The sequence below is a fragment of the Thioalkalivibrio denitrificans genome (assembly GCF_002000365.1).
GTDB lineage: Bacteria > Pseudomonadota > Gammaproteobacteria > Ectothiorhodospirales > Ectothiorhodospiraceae > Thioalkalivibrio_A > Thioalkalivibrio_A denitrificans.
The window spans coordinates 1-19,795 of the sequence record NZ_MVBK01000049.1 but is presented as its reverse complement, the minus strand read 5'-3'; the positions used below and the strand labels follow the sequence as shown (position 1 = coordinate 19,795).

The following is a 19,795-nucleotide window of genomic DNA, read 5'->3' as shown; positions in this document are numbered from 1 at the left end:
ATGGACACCCCCGTGCGCCATAACCAGGTCCGTGCGCCCATGCCCAGGGCGCTGCCCGGTTTCGCTGCCATCAACCGTTACTGGGACGATGCCCACGGCATGTACGCCGCCAAGCTCCTGCCAGGCGAGTTCTACGTGACCGCGGAGAACGAGACCATCGTCACCGTGCTGGGGTCCTGCGTCTCGGCCTGCATCCGGGATCCGGAGACCGGCGTGGGCGGCATGAATCACTTCATGCTGCCGGTGAGTCTGGGTGCGGGGAGCTGGGAGGCCAGGGGGGTCGACGCCTCCACCCGTTACGGCAGCCATGCCATGGAGCGGCTGATCAACGAGATCCTCAAGCACGGCGGCCGGCGGGAGGCGCTGGAGGTCAAGCTCACCGGCGGCGGGCGTGTCCTTGCGCAGATGACGGACGTCGGCGACCAGAACATCCGTTTTGTGCAGGAGTATGTGCGCGCCGAGCGTCTGCGGGTGCTCTCCCAGGACCTGGGGGACATCCATCCGCGCAAGGTCTATTACACCCCCGCCACCGGCAGGATGCTGGTCAAGAAGCTGCGCTCCCTGCACAACAACACCGTCCTCGAGCGCGAGACGCGCTATCTGCATGAGATCGAGTCGAAGCCGGTGCAGGGCGAGGTGGAGCTTTTCTGATGCGAACGACGGACGGCCATGGAGCCGGCGATGCCGGTCGACGGCACGGCGGCCACGGGCCGCCCTATGGGTATCGAGGCAGACAATGAACAGGGTGAAGGTGTTGGTCATCGACGATTCTGCGCTGATTCGCAAGCTGCTGACCGAGATCCTGGGGGGCGACCCGCAGATCGAGGTGGTGGGCACGGCGCCGGATCCCTATGCGGCCCGGGAGCGGATCAAGGCGCTGCATCCGGATGTGTTGACGCTCGATGTGGAGATGCCGCGCATGGACGGCATCACCTTTCTGGGCAACCTGATGCGGCTTCATCCCCTGCCGGTGGTGATGATCTCCTCCCTGACGGAAAGAGGCGCGGAGATCACCCTCCAGGCCCTGGAGCTGGGCGCGGTGGATTTCGTTTCCAAGCCCAGGATCGATGTGCAGCAGGGAATGCAGGAGTACGCCGAGGAGATCCGTGCCAAGGTGAAGACCGCCGCCCGGGTGCCGCGCTCGCGCCTGACACGGGAGCGCGTGTCGGCGGTGACGGGCAGCGCGCCCCCCAGGCTCGGTGCCGACGCGGTGCTCAATGCGCGTCCCGGGGGCCGCCCTTTCAGGACCACGGATGCGATCATCGCCATCGGGGCCTCCACGGGCGGCACCGAGGCGATCCGCGAGGTGCTGCAGCGACTGCCCGCCGATGCCCCCGGCGTCGTGATCACCCAGCATATCCCCGCCGAGTTCAGCGGCCCGTTCGCCCGGCGCATGGACGGGGTGAGCGCCCTGTCCGTGTGCGAGGCGCGCGACGGCCAGCAGCTCCTGCCGGGTCACGCCTACATCGCCCCGGGGGGGCGCCACCTGCTGGTGCGGCGCGACGGCGCCCGTTACGTGTGCGACCTGAGCGACGGTCCCCCGGTGAACCGGCATCGTCCGAGCGTGGACGTGCTGTTTCGCTCGGTGGCCCAGAGCGCGGGCATCAACGCGGTGGGGGCACTGCTGACGGGCATGGGCGACGACGGTGCCCGGGGGCTCAGGGAGATGCGCGACGCCGGGGGCCGGACCCTGGCCCAGGACGAAGCGAGCAGCGTCGTCTGGGGCATGCCCGGGGCGGCGGTGAAACGGGGGGCGGCGGAGGAGGTGTTGCCGCTGGAGGCCATCGCGGGTGCCCTGTTGCGCGCCGCCTTCCGCCAGCCTGCGGCCCATGCGGGATGAAGGAGCGATGATGTTGAAACAGGCAAGATCCGTGATGGAACACATGAGCGATGCGCAATGGCCGAGGTGGACGGGCATTGCGTTGGCTGTCGTGCTGGTGCTTATGGGTCTTGTCAGCGGTGCCTGGCTGCAGGCGCTGCTGGCGCTCGTTCTGGGCGCGGTGATCATGGGCGGATGGCCGACTGGCGCGCGGCCGGATGATGCCCCCGATCCCGCGCAGGCGCTTGAGAGCCACAGGCGGCATCATGAACGCGTCCTGGACGAGGTGCGTGAGACCGTGGGAGGAGAGGTGCGTGAAGTGGAGCAGGAGGTGAACCGGGTCACCTCCATGATCGGCCATGCGGTTACTGAACTCTCCGATACGTTTACCCGGTTGCACCAGTTGTCCCGCCAGCAGGGAGATCTGGTGCGCGACGGCATCGAGTTGAAGGACGAGCAGGGCGACGCCATGACTCTGAGCGGATTCATGAGCGGTTTCGCCGCGAAGTCGGAGGATGCCCTGCAACTCTTCGTTGACACCCTGGTTCAGGTGAGCAGGCTCAGTGTGCAGACGGCCCACCACATGGACGACATGCTGGGACATCTGGACGGCATCTTCCGTCTGCTGGAGGAGTCCCGCGCCCTGGCGGACCAGACCAACCTGCTGGCACTCAATGCCAGCATCGAGGCGGCACGGGCGGGGGAGGCCGGGCGCGGCTTTGCGGTGGTGGCCACGGAGGTGCGCGGCCTGTCCCAGCGCTCGGCCCAGTTCAACGAGCAGATACGCACCCAGGTGGGTGAGACGCGCCAGGCGGTGGCGCGGGTGCAGGAAACGGTCAACCGGATGGCCTCTCGGGACATGAACGAGACCCTTCGGGAGAAGGAGCGCATTCAGGACATGTTCGGCCGCGCCGAGGCCCTCAGCAGCCGCATGCAGTCTTCCCTGGATACCCTTGCAATGCTGGGTCCGGAGCTGGACGAGGCGGTGGCCACCGCGGTGCGCGCCCTGCAGTTTGAGGACATGTCCTCACAGGCCCTGGCCTCGGCATCGCGCAGTCTCGGCCAGTTGATGCAATTGTGTCAGGAGCTGGACGGCGCAGGGGATGGCGGCGAGCTCGCCGAACGCGTCCGTGAGCGGCGCGAGACATGGCAGCGCGAGCGCCATTGCCCCGTGTCGCAGACGTCCGTTGAAGAGGGTTCGGTGGAGTTGTTCTGAATGGATATCAGGGAAGGGCGGTTCGCGGCGAGGGCGCCGCTCCTACGTGGTGACGAGGATGGGCTGTAGGAGGCTCGTGCTCGGGCCGAAGGGACGTTTGAGGATGATCAGCAACCAACTCAGGAGCAGGTATGGGTATCAGATACACCTTGGGCGATAACGGAAAACGGGCCGTGATATCCGTCAGCGGCCGGTTCGATTTCGCCCAGCAGCGCGCGTTCCGGGACGCGTATCGCGATCTGCCGTCCGGACACATGAACTACGTGGTGGACCTCAAGGGTGTTACCTACGTGGACAGCGCGGCGCTCGGCATGCTTCTGCTCCTGCGTGAGCATGCGGGCGGCGACGACGCCCGCGTGCGCATCACGGGGTGCACGCCGGAGGTGCGGCGTGTACTGGACATCGCCAACTTTCCGAGGTTGTTCGACATTGACTGACTCGGTATCCCATTCGATGTCTCCGCCACCGGGGAACCCGCCCTTGCCCGCGAGCTCCCGGGGCACGGCGCTCGTGGTGGACGATTCGCCGGCCAACCGCGGACTGCTCGAGGCGCTGCTCCAGCGTGAGGGCTTCGCCACCGTCTGCGCCGAGAACGGGCTGGAGGCGGTGGAGCGCTTCTCGGCGGACAACGTGGACATGGTGTTCATGGACGTCATGATGCCGGTGATGGATGGCATCGAGGCCTGTCGGCGCATCAAGGCCCTGGCGGGAGAGCGTTTCGTGCCGGTGATCTTTCTCACCGCCCTGAAAGACGACGACTCCATGTGGCGATGCACCGAAGCGGGCGGGGACGACTTCCTCGGCAAGCCGTTCAGTTTTGCGGCCTTGAATTCCCGGGTACGGGCCATGGAGCGCATCCGGGATCTGAACCGCCGCCTGGTGGAACAACATCGGATGCTGACCTGCGCTCATGAGCGTGACCTGCTGGAGCAGCAGCTGGCGGAACGCATCTTCAACCGGGTCGTGGCCGCGCGCAACGTGGCAACCGATCGGATCGGGGTGCTGCAGCGGCCCGCGACGCTTTTCTGCGGTGACCTGGTGCTCACCGCCCACCTGCCGGACGGCGGACTGCGTGTGCTGGTGGGGGATTTCACGGGCCACGGCCTGGGAGCGGCCATCGGCGCCTTGCCGGTGACGGAGATTTTCCACTCCATGAGCTGGGACGGTGCGCGTGACACGGACCTGCTCGCGGAGATCAACCGCAGGCTGTTCGAGCTGTTGCCGGCAGACCGATTCATGGCCGCGTGCATGGCCACCCTCCCGGCCCGGGACGGGGAGCTGCGCTTCTGGAACGGGGGCATGCCCTGCGCGCTGTTGTCCGGGCCCCGGGGCCGACGTGTGTTGTCTTCCCGTTCCCTGCCGCTGGGCATCCTGCCGGAGCTGCCCGGCGACGGCGCACTCGAGCGCGTCCCCGTGCAGGGCGACGAGCGGCTCCTGATGGTCTCCGACGGTCTGTTGGAAGCGGAAGGGCTTGACGGGACCATGTTCGGGGAGGCCGCCTTGTACTCCCTGATGGAGACGGCTGTCGGCGGCCCGTTGCTGCCCGAGCTGGTGAGGACGCTGGATGCCCACTGCGCAGGTGTTGAGCAGCGCGACGACATCACGGTGGTGGAGATCCCCATGGACGGCGTGTCGGGGCCGCGAGCGCACGGCAAGGGCGCGGGCATGACGGACGGCTGGCGCTGGTCCATGGAATGGGCAGACCGGCGTCTGGTCGGCGCGCCCGCAGTACTTGAGGCCCTGCGTCCGCTGGGGCTCCTGGATGGCCTTGAGGCGCATGCGGGGGCATTGGAGGTCATTGTCAGCGAGCTCTACGCCAATGCCCTGGAGCACGGCCTCATGAGACTGCCGTCCACCATGAAGGTGGATTCCGACGGTTTCGATGCCTATTACACGGAGCGTGCCCGGCGTCTGGCCGAGGGTGTGCGCGGGTCCATTGCCCTTGAGCTCTCTTACGAGCCTCTGGATGACGGCGGCCAGCTCGTCGTGCGCATATCGGACAGTGGGCGGGGATTCGACCCCGGGACGCTGGTCCCCGTCGAGGAGGCGCTGCTTCGTCCGTGGGGACGCGGCATTGCGCTGGTACGGGAGTTGTGTGAATCCCTGGAGTTCTTCGCCGGCGGCAGTCTCGCGGAGGCGGTCTACCGCTGGCAGGGGTCCCGGGCGGTCTGACGGTTTGCGCCGTACAGGCATCCCGGCATTGAAAAAATGTGAAATCTGTTAACACTCCTGGATATGGCGAAGCAGAAGCAGTCAAGGAAACAACGGGATTTCTACACCACCCGCGAGGCGGCACGTGTGCTCGACGTGTCGCTGACTACGGTGCAGTTGTGGGTGGAGGCCGGGGTGCTGCCCGCCTGGAAAACCCCGGGCGGGCACCGGCGGGTATCACGTGCAGCAGTGGACGCGCTGTACTCGGAGCAGCGCAGCGCAGCCAAGGCACGCGCCGGGCACCTGCGGGTGTTGGTGGTGGAGGACGAGCCGGTGCAGCGGGAACTCTACCGGCTGCAGTTCGCCCGCTGGGGGCTGAACCTGGACGTACGCCTCGCGGAGAACGGCTTTGACGGTCTCGTTCAGGTGGGCCGTCAGGTCCCGGATCTGGTGATCAGCGATCTGGACATGCCCGGCATGGACGGGTTCCGGATGATCCGTCACCTGCTGGAGCACGTGCCGGGCATCAGCGAGGTCGTGGTGGTCACGGCCCTCACCCCGGAGCAGATCGCCTCCCGGGGCGGGTTGCCGCCCGAGATCCCCGTCTACGCAAAGCCCATACCCTTTGCGGCCTTGCGCAGTCATATCGAGGGGATGCTCAGCCGTGACCGGAGGGCATCGTGAAATGGGCCTGTGATTCCCGGGCGCTGCTCGTGGAGGACCATCCGGTCAACCGGAAACTCCTGAAGCGGCAACTGGGAATGCTCGGGGTCAAGGTGGATGCCGTCCCCGATGCCGAATCGGCGCTGCAACGAATGGAGCGGGTCAGCTATCGGCTGGTCCTGACCGATCTTGGGCTGCCCGGCATGGGCGGCGAGGAACTCTTGCGCCGGCTGCATGAGCGATTCCGCGGGCAGGTTTCCGCCCCGGCGCTGATCGCGGTCACCGGAGAGAGCGATCCCGAGACGCTGGCGAGTCTGCGGGCCGCGGGTGTGGACGACGTGCTGGTCAAGCCGGTGAGTGTGGAGCGCCTGAAGGCCCTGCTCGAAGACTGGATCGACGGCTCCAATCCCGAACCTGCGTCGCCAGCCTCGTGCCCCGATCCCGATGACGGCTCCCCCGACCTGGACCCCGCTGTACTGCGGGGATTGCTGGGTGAGGACGGTGCCGAGGACGCGCGTCGACTGATCCACCTGTTCGTCGAGTCGGCGCGCGCGGGAATGGCGGAGGCGGCCCGGGCCATCGAGGCGCGGGATGCCCGGCCCTTGAAGCGTTACCTGCATCGGCAGTGGTCCGCCGCCGGGGCTGTCGGCGCGGCGCGATTCGCCACGCTGGCGGGCCGCATGGAGTCGGCCGTGGCCGCGGAGGACTGGGAGACGGTAGGCGAGTGCTGGCCGCAACTGGAGGCCACCGTGTCAGGGATCGAGACGTATCTGGCTGCCGACCTCGAGAGCTTCAGGCAGCAGGCGGATGGCAGGAGCCACAAACCGACCCGTCGGTCCGGCGGCCGTCACCGCAGACAAGTTGAACAAAGCAGATGAACGAGAATCGTCTTTCCATGTTTTCCAACGCCTACGACGTTGTTCCCCGGCAACTGAAGTTCCTGGACCACCTCTTCGCGCGGGCGCACGCTGTCATTGGGGATCTCCGGGCTTTGGACGCAGCGTCGGTCGATGCCGCGCGGCTGGAGGCCCTGCGCGGCCGCGTCGGAGACCTGGCCGGCCTGGCGGACCGGTTGCACCTGAATGCCCTCGCAGGTGCCGTCCGGGCCCTGGAGGCGGAACTGGAGCACCCCCCGGGGGAGGGCAGCGGATCGGCCGGGATGACGCCCGCTGAATTCCAGGCCACCGTGCAGCGTTTGACCGGGGTCCTTGAAACCCATTTGCATGCGGTGGGGCCGCGGCGCGGGCATTGGTTCAGGGAGCGGGAGGAAGGGGCGCAGGAGGAGCAGGCGAGCGCCGCCCGAGTCCACGTGGTGGAGCCGGATTTCGCCCGGCGTGAGCATCTGCGGGCGCTGCTGACCCGTGCCGACTACCGTGTCGAGGCCCATGGTGACCTGGATGCCCTGCGCCGGGTCTGCCGGTGCGGTTCGCCACCTGACGCGGTGATCCTCGACGTGGCCTGTCTCGGGGAAGATGCCCGTGAGCAACGGGAAGGGGCCTGGGCCGAACTGCGTCCGGGTTGCTTTTGTTCGGCGCCGGTGATCGTGATCACGGATGACGATGATCTGGATTCACGCCTGGCCGCCTACCGGGCCGGCGCCACCCGCCGCCTCTCCCGGCCGTACCACGACCGGTGTCTGCTGGAGATGGTCGGACAGCTCGTGCGCCAGGTACCCGCCGTGCCCTATCGGGTGATGGTGGTGGACGCAGACCTCACTGCCCTGGAGCAGCAGGTGGCCGCCCTGCGCGAGGCGGGCATGGAGGTGCTGGCCGAATCGGATCCCCTGAAGGCCCTGGAGGCGGTGGGGCGCTTCAATCCGGACGTGCTGGTGGCCGGGGTGCGCATGCCCGCCTGCAGCGGGCCGGAGCTGGCCGCCCTGCTGCGTGAGGACGAGGCCCATACCGGCCTGCCCATCGTGTTTCTGTCCGGGGAGACCGATCCCTCGCGCCATGCCCTGGCCCTTGCCATGGGTGCCGATGATTTTCTGGTCAAGCCTGTGGCGCCCGCCTATCTGGTCAACGTGGTCATCGCCCGGGCACGCCGTGCCCGGGAAGTGGGTGACATGGTGAACACCCTGCGCCAGACACTCTACGAGCGTGAATGCGAGCGCATGGCGCTCAACGAGCACGCCATCGTGAGTATCGCCGACGCGGCCGGCGACATCATCGCCGTGAATGACAAGTTCTGCCAGGTGAGCGGTTACACCCGCGCGGAACTGCTGGGGCATAGCCATCGCATCGTCAAGTCCGGCGCCCATCCGCCGGAGTTCTACGACGAGATGTGGTGCGCTATCAGTTCCGGCCGCATCTGGCAGGGTGAGATCTGCAACCGGACCCGCGACGGTTCCACCTACTGGGTGGAGACCACCATCATGCCCCTGCTGGACGACGCGGGGCTGCCTTACCAATACATCTCCATCCGTACCGACATCACCCACGTGAAGGCCGCCGAGGAGGAACTGCGCCGCCGCCACAACATGCAGCAGATGATCACCCGGGTGGCCGCAGGCTTTCTGGGCGTCGGCGCGGCGGACATGGACGCGGCGCTGGAGGGCGCACTCGAGGCCAGCGGCGAGTTCATCGGTGCGGACCGGGCCTACCTGTTCCTCCATTCCGAGAACGGGACCACCATCACGAACACTCACGAATGGTGTGCGCCGGGGATCGCGTCGCAGGTGGACAAGATCCAGGCCATGGCCGTGGGCGAGAATCCCTGGGTGGCGAGCGCCGTCGGCGGGCGCGGCATGCTGTACATCCCCGACGTGGAGGCCCTGTCGGCGTCGGCCGCCGGCGACAAGGCGGTGCTGGGGGATCAGGGTATACGCACCGTGCTGCTGATGGCGCTCGAACACGCCGGCCGCACCATCGGGTTTCTGGGCTACGACGCGGTGACCGGGTGCCGGCACTGGCGCGAGGATGAGATTGCGGGCCTGGGCGTGCTGGCGCAGATGTTCGCCAACGCCCTGGCCCGTCACCGCAGCGAGGTGGAACTGCGCCGCAGGGAGGCCGACTTGCGGCTGATGGCACGGCGCAACGAACTGGTTCTCGCCACCACCACCGACGGATTCTTCGCCGCCGATCTCAAGGGCGACGTCCTGCACGCCAACCGGTCGTTCTGCGAGATGCTGGGCTACGACGAATCGGAACTGAGGGTCATGAACATCGCCGATATCGAGGCCAGCGAGTCCCCGCAGGAGGTGCGGGCCCACATGGAGAGAATCATCGAGGGCGGCGGTTCCGATCGCTTCGACAGCCGTCACCGGCGCAAGGACGGGGCCGTGCTGGAGGTGGAAGTCAGCACGAGCCTCGTGGACGCGGGCGACGGTCCCCTGTTCTATGCCTTCGTGCGGGACATCAGCGCCCGGGAGGAGAACCGGCGGGCACTGATCGAGGCCCGCGAGGAGGCGGAACGGGCCAGCAGGGCCAAGTCCGATTTCCTTTCCAGCATGAGCCACGAGCTGCGCACCCCCATGAACGCCATTCTCGGTTTTGCTCAGCTGCTGGAATACGACGGACGGCTGGACCGGGACCAGCTCGATAGCGTGCAAGAGATCCTGCGCTCCGGGCGCCACCTGCTGGATCTGATCAACGAGGTGCTGGATCTGGCCAAGGTGGAGTCGGGGCGCATCGACCTGTCCCTGGAGCCGCTGGATCTGTGCGACCTGGTGGAGGAGTGCTTCGGGCTGGTGGAGCCGCTGGCGGCGGAACGCGGCCTGTCGATGCAACGGCGCTGCAGCACCGGGGCGGCGCTGGTGCGGGCGGACCGGGTGCGTCTCAAGCAGGTGCTGCTCAACCTGCTCTCCAATGGCATCAAGTACAACCGCGAGCAGGGCCGTGTCGAGGTCACCGCATGCGACACCGGGGAGGATCGGGTGCGCATCACCGTGGCCGACACCGGGCCGGGCATCGCCCCCGAGCGGATTGCCGATCTGTTCCAGCCCTTCAGCCGCCTGGAGGCGGAGTACAGCGGTGTGGAGGGCACCGGAATCGGCCTGACCATCACCCGACGCCTGGTGGAGATGATGGGCGGCGAGATCGGGGTGGACTCCGAGCCCGGCGCGGGCAGCCGCTTCTGGGTGGAACTGCCTCTGGAAGACGCCGCCGGGAATGTGGAAACCCTCCAGACGCCGGCAACGGACGGCGCCACCGGATGCTGCACGGAGCGCCGGCACCTGGTGCTCTACATCGAGGACAACCCGGCCAACCTGAAGCTGGTCAGCCAGCTCCTGGGCCGACACCGGCAAGTGTGCCTGATCACCGCCCATACCCCGGAGCTGGGGCTGGAGCTGGCCGCCGCGCGCCGCCCCGAACTGATCCTGCTGGATATCAACCTGCCGGGTATGGACGGCTACCAGGTCCTGGAGATCCTGCGCGCCGACAGCCGGCTTCGGGACACACCTGTGGTGGCCATCAGCGCCAGTGCCATGCCCCGGGAGGTAGAGCGCGGGCGCGCGGCCGGGTTCGCGGAGTATCTGTGCAAACCGATCGATATCGGACATTTTCACGCCACTGTCGATCGCTGGTTGGGGGCGGACACGTGAACGATGTTGCCTCCCGTTCCGTCACACCCATCCTCGGGCGCCTGCTTTGGCCCCTGTCCCTTACCCTGGTGCTGATGGTCGCGGCGGCCACCGCGCTGCTGTGGCATCAGCAGGAGCGGCGTCTGGACGATGCCATTGGCCAGCGAATCAACGAGATCTACACGCATCTGCAGGGCATACAGTCGCGTGACATCGCCGTGATGGAGGCGTTGCTGGAACTGATTACGAGCGACGAGGCGATTCGTGCCAGCCTGGCGGCCAGGGACCGGGTCGGTCTGCTTGAACAGAGCCGGGATCTCTTCGAAACCCTGCGCCGGGAGTGGGGTATCGCGCATTTCTATTTCCAGGATCCGGCGCGTTACAACATCCTGCGGGTGCAGTTTCCGGAGAGGTCGGGTGGCCGCATCGACCGCTACACCACGCTCGAGGCGGAACGCTCGGGCAAGACCGTGGGCGGTATCGAGACAGGCACCTTCGGCATCTATATGCTGCGGGTGGTGCGCCCGGTGTTCGTGGATGGGGCCCTGATCGGCTACGTGGAGCTTGGGCGCGACATCTACGACATCCTGCGGGAACTGCATGCCGACCCGGCAGTGGAAGTGGCGGTGACCCTGCGCAAGGAACTTCTCGATCGTGAACGCTGGGAAACCGGCGTTGGGTTGATAGACGGCACAGGCGACTGGGACCTGTTGCCGGATGAGGTGATCAGTTACAGCTCCCTGGAAGACTTTCCCACGCAACTGCTTATCCGGGAACATTCAGGTTCTGCTCTCCCCGGGGACGGCCGGGCGAGCCGCATGTTTCATGCCAAGGGCCGCGCCTGGCGTTTTGCCGACACGCCCATGCTTGATGCCTCCGGCCGCGAGGTCGGTAACCTGGCGGTGATGCTCGATATGTCCGCCACGCAGGCGGAATTCCACCGCACCCTGATCGTGGTCGGCACGGCAATCCTGCTGGTGCTGAGCCTGCTGTTGTTTTCGCTGTATCGCCTGCTGCGGCGCACCGACCGGCAATTGCTGGCCCAGCAGGCGGAACTGCTCCGTACCGAGGCGCTGCGCAAGGCGGTGTTCGATACCGTGCCGGACGGAATTATCGTGATCGACGAACGCGGCAATATGGAACTGGTCAATCCGGCGGCGGAAACCATCTTCGGTTACCGGTCCGAGGAAGTCCTGGGTCGTCCTGTCAGCCTGTTGATGCCTGACCTGCCGGGTTCCGGGCCAGAGGATGACGGACGCCCTCATCCGCGGGGCGGCGAGACGAACGGCCGGAGCAAGGACGGCGCCGTTTTCCCGGTCGAACTGGCCATCACTGAAACCCGTCTCGCCGGTCGTCAACTCTTCACCGGGGTGGTGCGTGACATCAGTGACCGCAAGCGGGCGGAGCAGGAACTGATATCAGCCCGAGAGGCCGCGGAAACCGCTTCGCGCGCCAAGTCCGATTTCCTTTCCAGCATGAGCCACGAGCTGCGCACCCCCATGAACGCCATTCTGGGTTTTGCCCAGCTTCTGGAATACGACGGCCGCCTGGACCGGGACCAGCTCGACAGCGTGCAAGAGATCCTGCGCTCCGGGCGCCACCTGCTGGATCTGATCAACGAGGTGCTGGATCTGGTCAAGGTGGAGTCGGGGCGTATCGACCTGTCGCTGGAGCCGCTGGATCTGTGCGGCCTGGTGGAGGAGTGCTTCGGGCTGGTGGAGCCGCTGGCGGCGGAACGCGGCCTGTCGATGCAACGGCGCTGCAGCACCGGGGCGGCGCTGGTGCGGGCGGACCGGGTGCGTCTCAAGCAGGTGCTGCTCAACCTGCTCTCCAATGGCATCAAGTACAACCGCGAGCAGGGCCGTGTCGAGGTCACCGCATGCGACACCGGGGAGGATCGGGTGCGCATCACCGTGGCCGACACCGGGCCGGGCATCGCCCCCGAGCGGATTGCCGATCTGTTCCAGCCCTTCAGCCGCCTGGAGGCGGAGTACAGCGGCGTGGAGGGCACCGGAATCGGCCTGACCATCACCCGGCGCCTGGTGGAGATGATGGGCGGTGAGATCGGGGTGGACTCTGAACCGGGTGCGGGCAGCCGCTTCTGGGTGGAACTGCCCACGGGGGGTGTTGAGGGGGCCGGCGACATGCGTCCTGCGTCGGTCGGTGGTAACGCGTGGCGGCCTGACAGTGACCATCAGCACCTGGTGCTCTACATCGAGGACAACCCCGCCAACCTGAAGCTTATCAGCCAGCTGTTGGGCCGGCACGAGCATGTTCAACTGATCACCGCCCACACCCCGGAACTGGGCCTCGAGCTGGCCGCCGCGCGTCGCCCCGAACTGATCCTGCTGGATATCAACCTGCCGGGCATGGACGGCTACCAGGTCCTGGAGATCCTGCGCGCCGACAGCCGGCTTCGCAATACACCCGTGGTGGCCATCAGCGCCAGCGCCATGCCCCGGGAGGTGGAGCGGGGCATGGCGGCGGGGTTCGATGACTACCTCACCAAGCCCATCGACGTAGGGCGTTTCTATGCTGTCGTGGAAAGCTGGCTGAGCGGGGGTGCCGAGAGGGCAGATGATGAATCAGGCCCCGGGGCGCCCCGGCATTTCTGTCCTCCGTCCTCGGTAATCTGAGGTCTGTCTTGTGAAAAGGGGCTGTCTGATATGGCGCCGAGCACCGAATTGTCCCGTATCCTGATCGTCGACGACGAGCCGTCCAACCTCAAGCTACTGGACAGGATGCTGCGCCAGCAGGGTTATGAGCACCTGATTCTGGTGGACGACCCGCGAGACGTGATCGTTCAGTATCGGGGTGCGCGTCCTGACCTGATCCTGCTGGATCTCAATATGCCCCACCTGGACGGGTACCAGGTCATGGAACAGCTCACGGCGCTGGGAGATCCGCTGCTGCCGCCCATCCTTGTGCTCACCGCCTGGCACAGAAAGGACACGCTGTTGCGCGCGTTGGCCTCCGGCGCCCGGGATTTCGTCACCAAGCCCTTTGACCGCAACGAACTGCTCATGCGCGTGCGCAACCTGCTGGACGCCCAGCGCGCACACCGCCTGCTGTACGAGCAGAAGACGGTGCTCGAGGAGATGGTGCGGGGGCGCACCCGGGAACTCTGGCGCACCCGGTTGCAGGTTGTGCAGCGCCTGGGCATGGCCGCCGAGTACCGGGATGAGGAGACCGGCAACCACATCCTGCGCATGAGCCACACCGCGTCGCTGCTTGCGCGTTCCGTGGGCTGGTCGGAAACCTCGTGTGAACTGCTCCTGCATGCCAGCCCCATGCACGACATCGGCAAGATCGGCATCCCGGACGCCATCCTGCTCAAACCCGGCCGGCTGGATCCGCAGGAATGGGAAATCATGAAGAGCCACACGGTGATTGGAGGGCGGTTGCTCGACGGCGACGACTCCGATCTTATGGGCATGGCGAGGGAGATCGCCCTGAGCCACCACGAGCGATGGGACGGCGGCGGCTATCCCCGGGGGCTGTCGGGTACGGACATCCCGCAGGCCGGGCGTATCGTGGCGGTGGCCGACGTCTTCGACGCCTTGACCTCCGAGCGCCCCTACAAGCAGGCCTGGCCGGTCGAGGAGGCGGTGGCCTACATGCGTGACAACCGCGGCGGGCATTTCGATCCGGAGCTTGTGGACGCCTTCCTGCGGGAACTGGATGGTGTGCTGGAGATTCGCCAGCGCTTCGCCGGTCCATGACGTGCAGATGAGTCGGACAGGCTCCTAGGAGTGTGAAATCCATGCCAATGGTCTAGTATCACTCCAAACTCTAAGGATAAAGGTCCATGCCGCCGCTCTCCCCGTCATGCTGGAGCGAACTCGCAGGCCAGGTCCTGGAGGGTCTCCGGGACCCTGTGGCCGTGCTGGGGCAGCATGGGGAGATTCTCTGGGCGAACCGACGCTGGAAGGCGTTCGCCAGGAAGGCCTTCGGTGCTGGCGATCGGGACCATCAACTCCCGCAACTCTGCGAACGCATGGCCGCCGGGGGCGTGGCGGGCATGTCGAAACTGGCCGAGGGCATCCGTCAGGTGGTTGCCGGCCGGTTGCAGTCTCTGGAACATCCCCTGATCCTGCCCGGCGAGGGCGGAACGTCGACCCATGTAGTCCAGGTGACGCCACTTGATGCGGCGGATCCGGGCCGGGCGTTCGTGCGCATCGACGAGGCGGGTCACGGGGGCGCGGCCGAAGCCAGGCTCGCGGAGGGCGAGCGCCAGCGGCGCAGCCTGGAACAGCAGTTGGTGTACGCACGAGACCGTGCGGAACACGCCAGCCACGCCAAGAGCGCTTTTCTCGCCAGCATGAGTCACGAGATGCGCACCCCCCTGAACGCGATCCTCGGTTTCGCCCAGCTCCTGGAGATCGAGCCGGAGGCCGACCGGGCCGAGAACATCCGCGAGATCCTGCGCGCCGGGCGCCATCTGCAGGAATTGCTCGACGACGTGCTTGACCTGTCCCGGATCGAGGAGGGGCGGGTGGAATTGCAGATGGAAGCGGTGCGCGCCCAAGTGCTGATCTCGGAATGTCTGGCATTGGCCGAGTCAGAAGCGGCGGCGGCCCGGGTGGTGCTCCTGCCGCCGGACTGTGGCGGAAACGATCCATGGATCAGGGCCGATCGAAGGCGGCTGCGCCAGGTGCTCATCAATCTGATATCGAACGCCATCAAGTACAATCGCCCCGGCGGGCGCGTGGAGGTCCGCTGCGATCTCCGGCAGGCAGACAGGGTGGCCATCTGCGTCGTCGACACCGGCATGGGCATTCCCGAGGCGCGGCACAATGAACTGTTCACGCCCTTCAACCGGCTGGGGCGGGAGGGCAGCGGCATCGAGGGCACCGGCCTGGGGCTGGTCATCAGCAGGCACCTGGTCGAACTCATGGGCGGAGAAATCGACGTGGACACCGTCCCGGGCGGGGGGAGCACCTTTCGCGTGACCCTGTCGGGGACACGGCCGCCCGAGACCGAACCCGCCATCGCGACGCGGGTGGAGAAGGTCCCGGCCGCCGCGGGCGACCGCTGTCACACCGTGCTCTATGTGGAGGACAACCCCGCCAACCTGCGGCTGGTGGAGCAGATCCTGGGCCGACGTTCGGACATCCGGTTTCTGGGCCTGCCACACCCGCGGGGTTGCCGGGAACTCGCGCTGCGGGAATCTCCCGATCTGATCATGCTGGACATCAACCTCCCGGAAACCGACGGATTCGAACTGCTCGAGCTGATGCGGCGTGAACCCGCCCTGCAACGCACGCCGTTCGTGGCCGTGAGCGCCAACGCCATGCCCCCCGATGTCAGCAGGGGGCTCGAAGCCGGCTTCTCCCGTTACCTCACGAAGCCCCTGGACATGCATCTCCTGATCGACACGGTGGAAGAACTGCTCTCGGACCGCGATGAGCGGTGAGCTGACCGTTCATTCATCGAATTGCCCCGATCATCGGAAATTCTGCTGCAAGAACTGTGGTTTATTTCACTGATCGCCGGTGGGCGCTAGCCTCATCGTATTAGGGTTGTCCGCCGGGGGGCCGCCAATGGCCGCGGCGTGACGGGGAGGACTATGGTGCGCGGGGCGGTTTCAGCCCCCGCAGGGAGGCGGGGTGGATAGCGGGGTGCCTTCCGGGGAGGCATCGTATCGCACCCTGTTCGAGCATGCGGCAATGGGCGTGGCCGTCGTCGATCTCGACGAACGGATTCTTGAGGTCAACCCTTATCTCTGCGAGCTCCTCGGATACCCGCGCGCACGCCTGCTTGAGAAGTCGCTGGCGGAAGTGACCCACGCTGACGACCTGGCCAGGGACCGGGCCCAGGTGCGGCGTGTGCTGGCCGGGGAGCTGCCGTGCTATTTCATGGACAAGCGCTATGTGCGTGCTGACGGTCAGTCGGTCTGGGCGCACCTGACGGTTTCGCCGGTCCGGGAGGGCGACGGGCAGCCAGCCTTCTTTATCGCCTTTATCCAGGACATCACGGCCCGCAAGCTGGCCGAAGCGGCGCTGCGTGAAAGCGAGGCCCGCTATCGAACACTGTTCGAAACCGCTTCCGACGGGATCGTGTACGCGGACCCCGCCAGCGGGCAGTTCGTGGAAGCCAACAGCCGGTTCGCCGACATGCTGGGTTATGAGCGTGATGAGATCCCGGGGCTCGGCGTCACCCGGATTCATCCGCCCAAGTCCCTGCCGTGGGTGCTGGAGCAGTTCAACGAGATGGCCACGGGGCGCCTGCGGGTGGCCATGGATGTCCCGGTGTTGCGGCGCGACGGCTCTGTTTTCCATGCCGATATCACCGCGCAGTCGCTGACGCTCTCGGGGCGCACCCTGCTGACGGGTTTCTTTCGGGACGTGAGCAGGCGCAGGCAGGAGGCGGAGCGGATCCGTCGGCTGAACCGCCAGCTCGAGGCCCGGGTGAGGGAACGTACCCGTGAATTGTCCAGGGCCCGGGATCTTGCCCACCAGGCGAATCGGGCGAAATCCGCGTTCCTGTCCCGCGTCAGCCATGAGCTACGTACCCCGCTCAATGCCATCCTGGGGTTCGCCCAGTTGCTGGAAACGGGTCTGGACGGAGCGGCGAACGCCGAGCATCGCAGCAATGCCGAGGAAATCCTGCGTGCGGGATCGCACCTGCTGCACCTGATCGACGATCTGCTGGCCTTCAGCAGTGTGCAGGCAGGTGGGGTAAGTCTGGAAAAGACTGCGTTTCCCTTGGCGCCACTGCTACGGGAGTGTGCGGACGAAATGCACCAGGCGGCCTCCGGGAGGGGTGTTTCGGTGGAGTCGTGCGAGACCGACTTCCGTCATGAGGTGTACGTACTGGGTGACCGCGAGCGCCTCAAGGAGGTGCTGCGCCAGCTCCTGTCCAACGCGGTGAAGGCCAGTCAGGCCGGCGGCAGGGTATGCCTTGGCCTGGAAGAAGCGGGTGATTCGGTCCGGGTGCGGGTATCGGACGCAGGGCGTGGCGTCGATCCGGCCGTGAGGGATCGGCTGTTCCGGGCGTTTGAGTCCACGGACGCGGGCATCCATGGTGCCGGCGGTCTGGGCATTGGGCTCGCGCTCGTCCGGGCGCTGATGGCGCTCATGGACGGGGAAGCCGGGGTTGATGCCGTGCCGGGCGGCGGGAGCAGCTTCTGGATCCGGATACCGCGGGCGCAACGGCCGGAAACGCCGTCCGCGGCGGCGGACGGGATGCCGGCCGCGGGCCCTGTCGTCTGGCATGTGCGCGACCGTTGTGCCCGGGGGCCGCTGATCGGCCGCGTGCTCGCCAGGCGGACGGACCTGCATGTTCATGCACTCCCAGTGGAAGAGTTCGACCAGGCCTTCCGCGAGCACGGTTGGCCGGATCTGGTGGTGCTGGAACTGGCTTGTCGCGGCTCCGAGCCCGAGGAGGTTCTGAATCTGCTGCGTGATGGCACTCAGGCCGAGGAGGTGCCCGTGATCCTGATTGTTTCGGAACAGGATGCGGCGGGCGAGGTGCCCCGCTACCATCAGGCCGGATTCGCCGGCGTGGTTCACATGCCGGTGGATGTCGCCAGGCTGTTGCGGCAGGTGGACGATCTGCTCGGCCGCTGACCGTGTCCGGTGTACCGTCCGCGGGCGCGGTGTTACACTGCCTGCCCGCCGCACGGACGACCACACGGTTCGTGCCCCCGCTCAATGGTGACCCGCATCGGTCCCCTCGCGACGACAAGCTGTGAACCCCGCCAGGCCCGGAAGGGAGCAACGGCAGCAGCGGACTCGGGCGCCGGGGTGTGGCTGGTGCGGGTTGCCACCTTTAAAGGCTGTCAGTGGTCTAAGGGCTGTCAGTGGTCAGTTGTCCGTGGTCCGTTGTTTTTCAACTGACGACTGACCACTGACCACTGACAGCCCTTAGACCACTGATAACTGACCCACCCTGCTGTATGATGGAGTTCTCTTCGATCCATCACTGAGCATCCATCGGATCCCATGTCTTATCAGGTCCTCGCCCGTAAGTGGCGTCCGCGCAGTTTCGAGGAAATGGTGGGCCAGCCCCATGTGGTACGGGCGCTGGCCAACGCCTTACGCGAGCAGCGTCTGCACCATGCCTACCTGTTCACTGGCACGCGGGGCGTGGGCAAGACCACCGTGGCGCGGGTGCTGGCCAAGTGCCTGAACTGTGAGACCGGTGTCACGGCCACGCCGTGCGGGCAGTGCGCCGCCTGCACGGAGATCGATGAGGGACGATTTATCGATCTCATCGAGGTGGATGCCGCCTCGCGCACCAAGGTGGAGGACACGCGCGAGCTGCTGGACAACGTGCAGTACGCCCCTACCCGGGGCCGCTACAAGGTGTACCTCATAGACGAGGTCCACATGCTCTCCGCGCACAGCTTCAACGCCCTCCTGAAGACCCTGGAGGAGCCGCCGCCGCATGTGAAGTTCCTGCTGGCGACCACCGATCCCCAGAAGCTACCGGCCACCATCCTGTCCCGCTGCCTGCAGTTCAGTCTCAAGGCCATGCCTGCTGACATGGTGGCGGGGTATCTCGCCAGGGTGCTGCAGGAAGAGGGCATCGAGCACGACATGCCGGCCGTGATGCGCCTGGCGCGGGCCGCGGCGGGCAGCATGCGCGACGCGCTGAGCCTGGTGGATCAGGCCATCGCCCACGGAGGCGGCAGGCTCACTGATGAGGATGTGCGTGACATGCTCGGGGCCCTCGCGGGCGATCACCTGGAGCGTATCCTGCAGGCGCTCGCGGGGGGCGACGGACCGGCCGTGATGGCTGTGGTGGACGATCTGGCCCAGCGGGCGCCGGATTATGCAGCGGTGCTGGGCGAACTGGTGTCCTTGCTCCACCAGGTGGCGTTGGCGCAGCAGGTGCCCGAGGCGGTGGACGAGGCTGCCGTGGATGCCGAGGCGGTGCGCGGTCTCGCCGGGTTGCTCGCCGCTGAGGACGTGCAGCTGTACTACCAGATCGCGCTGCTCGCCCGTCGTGACCTGCCACTGGCGCCGGACCCAAGGGCCGGTTTCGAGATGACCATGCTGCGCATGCTGGCGTTTCGCCCTGTCGCGGGGGAGTCGGGCGGTGCGGTGGCGTCGGGCAAGCGTCCCGCAAGCACACCGGCGCGACGGTCCGCGTCGCCGGTGGAATCGGCCGGCACGCCGCAGGCAAGGATGGAGACACCGCCGGTCAGGCCGGCGACGCGCGGAGATGGCGACGCCCTGGACTGGACGGCCACGGTAGCGGCTCTCGGGCTCTCGGGGCCGGTACTGAACCTGGCCAAACATTGTGCGCCGGGGCGCGCCACGGACAAGGAACTGGTGCTGATGCTTGCACCCAGCCACGAGGCCATGAAATCCGCCGCCAGTGAACGCCGTCTGGTCGAGGCGGTGAAGCGGCAGCTCGGGGAACACCTGAGCGTGCGCATTGAACTGGGCCAACCGCAGATCGAGACGCCGGCGGCGTC

At 66.7% G+C, this 19,795-nt stretch carries 13 protein-coding genes and 1 other RNA gene; all 14 read left to right on the top strand.

Features of this window, described 5'->3' with window-relative positions; genetic code table 11:
* Positions 1-651, top strand: coding sequence for a chemoreceptor glutamine deamidase CheD (gene cheD, locus B1C78_RS09075; RefSeq protein WP_077278844.1), 651 nt, complete (start codon positions 1-3; stop codon positions 649-651).
* Positions 652-736: 85 nt separating this feature from the next.
* Positions 737-1,840: a protein-glutamate methylesterase/protein-glutamine glutaminase gene (locus B1C78_RS09070; protein WP_077278843.1), complete on the top strand. Its 1,104-nt coding sequence runs from the start codon at positions 737-739 to the stop codon at positions 1,838-1,840.
* 7 nt (positions 1,841-1,847) lie between these two features.
* Positions 1,848-3,035: a methyl-accepting chemotaxis protein gene (locus tag B1C78_RS09065; protein WP_175628271.1), complete on the top strand. Its 1,188-nt coding sequence runs from the start codon at positions 1,848-1,850 to the stop codon at positions 3,033-3,035.
* A 131-nt stretch (positions 3,036-3,166) separates the two neighbouring features.
* Positions 3,167-3,472 (top strand): STAS domain-containing protein, encoded by a 306-nt coding sequence (locus tag B1C78_RS09060; RefSeq protein WP_077278841.1) that lies wholly within the window; start codon positions 3,167-3,169, stop codon positions 3,470-3,472.
* A gap of 43 nt (positions 3,473-3,515) precedes the next feature.
* Positions 3,516-5,207: an ATP-binding SpoIIE family protein phosphatase gene (locus B1C78_RS09055; RefSeq protein WP_245795383.1), complete on the top strand. Its 1,692-nt coding sequence runs from the start codon at positions 3,516-3,518 to the stop codon at positions 5,205-5,207.
* Positions 5,208-5,270: 63 nt separating this feature from the next.
* Positions 5,271-5,870: a response regulator gene (locus tag B1C78_RS09050; RefSeq protein WP_077278839.1), complete on the top strand. Its 600-nt coding sequence runs from the start codon at positions 5,271-5,273 to the stop codon at positions 5,868-5,870.
* On the top strand, positions 5,867-6,727 hold the full coding sequence (locus tag B1C78_RS09045) for a response regulator (RefSeq protein WP_077278838.1): 861 nt from the start codon (positions 5,867-5,869) through the stop codon (positions 6,725-6,727). The genes B1C78_RS09050 and B1C78_RS09045 overlap by 4 nt, the downstream gene beginning before the upstream one ends.
* A complete protein-coding gene (locus B1C78_RS09040; RefSeq protein WP_245795382.1) occupies positions 6,724-10,389 on the top strand; it encodes a response regulator in 3,666 nt (1,221 codons plus the stop codon). Before B1C78_RS09045 ends, B1C78_RS09040 begins: the two co-directional genes overlap by 4 nt.
* A complete protein-coding gene (locus tag B1C78_RS09035; protein WP_077278837.1) occupies positions 10,386-13,004 on the top strand; it encodes an ATP-binding protein in 2,619 nt (872 codons plus the stop codon). Before B1C78_RS09040 ends, B1C78_RS09035 begins: the two co-directional genes overlap by 4 nt.
* Before the next feature lie 30 nt (positions 13,005-13,034).
* Positions 13,035-14,090: an HD-GYP domain-containing protein gene (locus B1C78_RS09030; RefSeq protein WP_077278836.1), complete on the top strand. Its 1,056-nt coding sequence runs from the start codon at positions 13,035-13,037 to the stop codon at positions 14,088-14,090.
* A gap of 86 nt (positions 14,091-14,176) precedes the next feature.
* Complete coding sequence (locus tag B1C78_RS09025) at positions 14,177-15,784, top strand: ATP-binding protein (RefSeq protein WP_077278835.1); 1,608 nt, start codon at positions 14,177-14,179, stop codon at positions 15,782-15,784.
* Positions 15,785-15,977: 193 nt separating this feature from the next.
* Positions 15,978-17,939: a PAS domain S-box protein gene (locus B1C78_RS09020; protein ID WP_139349870.1), complete on the top strand. Its 1,962-nt coding sequence runs from the start codon at positions 15,978-15,980 to the stop codon at positions 17,937-17,939.
* 95 nt (positions 17,940-18,034) lie between these two features.
* Positions 18,035-18,131, top strand: an RNA gene (gene ffs / locus B1C78_RS09015) — signal recognition particle sRNA small type.
* A gap of 183 nt (positions 18,132-18,314) precedes the next feature.
* Positions 18,315-19,795 (top strand): DNA polymerase III subunit gamma/tau (dnaX, locus tag B1C78_RS09010; RefSeq protein ID WP_139349869.1); only part of this gene is annotated, 1,481 nt, incomplete at its 3' end.

Excerpts from the sequence above, each read along its gene's own strand:
- B1C78_RS09070 (WP_077278843.1), top strand. The coding sequence starts at position 737 with ATGAACAGGGTGAAGGTGTTGGTCATCGACGATTCTGCGCTGATTCGC.
- cheD (WP_077278844.1), top strand. The coding sequence starts at position 1 with ATGGACACCCCCGTGCGCCATAACCAGGTCCGTGCGCCCATGCCCAGG.
- B1C78_RS09040 (WP_245795382.1), top strand. The coding sequence starts at position 6,724 with ATGAACGAGAATCGTCTTTCCATGTTTTCCAACGCCTACGACGTTGTT.
- B1C78_RS09060 (WP_077278841.1), top strand. The coding sequence starts at position 3,167 with ATGGGTATCAGATACACCTTGGGCGATAACGGAAAACGGGCCGTGATA.
- B1C78_RS09065 (WP_175628271.1), top strand. The coding sequence starts at position 1,848 with ATGATGTTGAAACAGGCAAGATCCGTGATGGAACACATGAGCGATGCG.
- B1C78_RS09050 (WP_077278839.1), top strand. The coding sequence starts at position 5,271 with ATGGCGAAGCAGAAGCAGTCAAGGAAACAACGGGATTTCTACACCACC.
- B1C78_RS09030 (WP_077278836.1), top strand. The coding sequence starts at position 13,035 with ATGGCGCCGAGCACCGAATTGTCCCGTATCCTGATCGTCGACGACGAG.
- B1C78_RS09025 (WP_077278835.1), top strand. The coding sequence starts at position 14,177 with ATGCCGCCGCTCTCCCCGTCATGCTGGAGCGAACTCGCAGGCCAGGTC.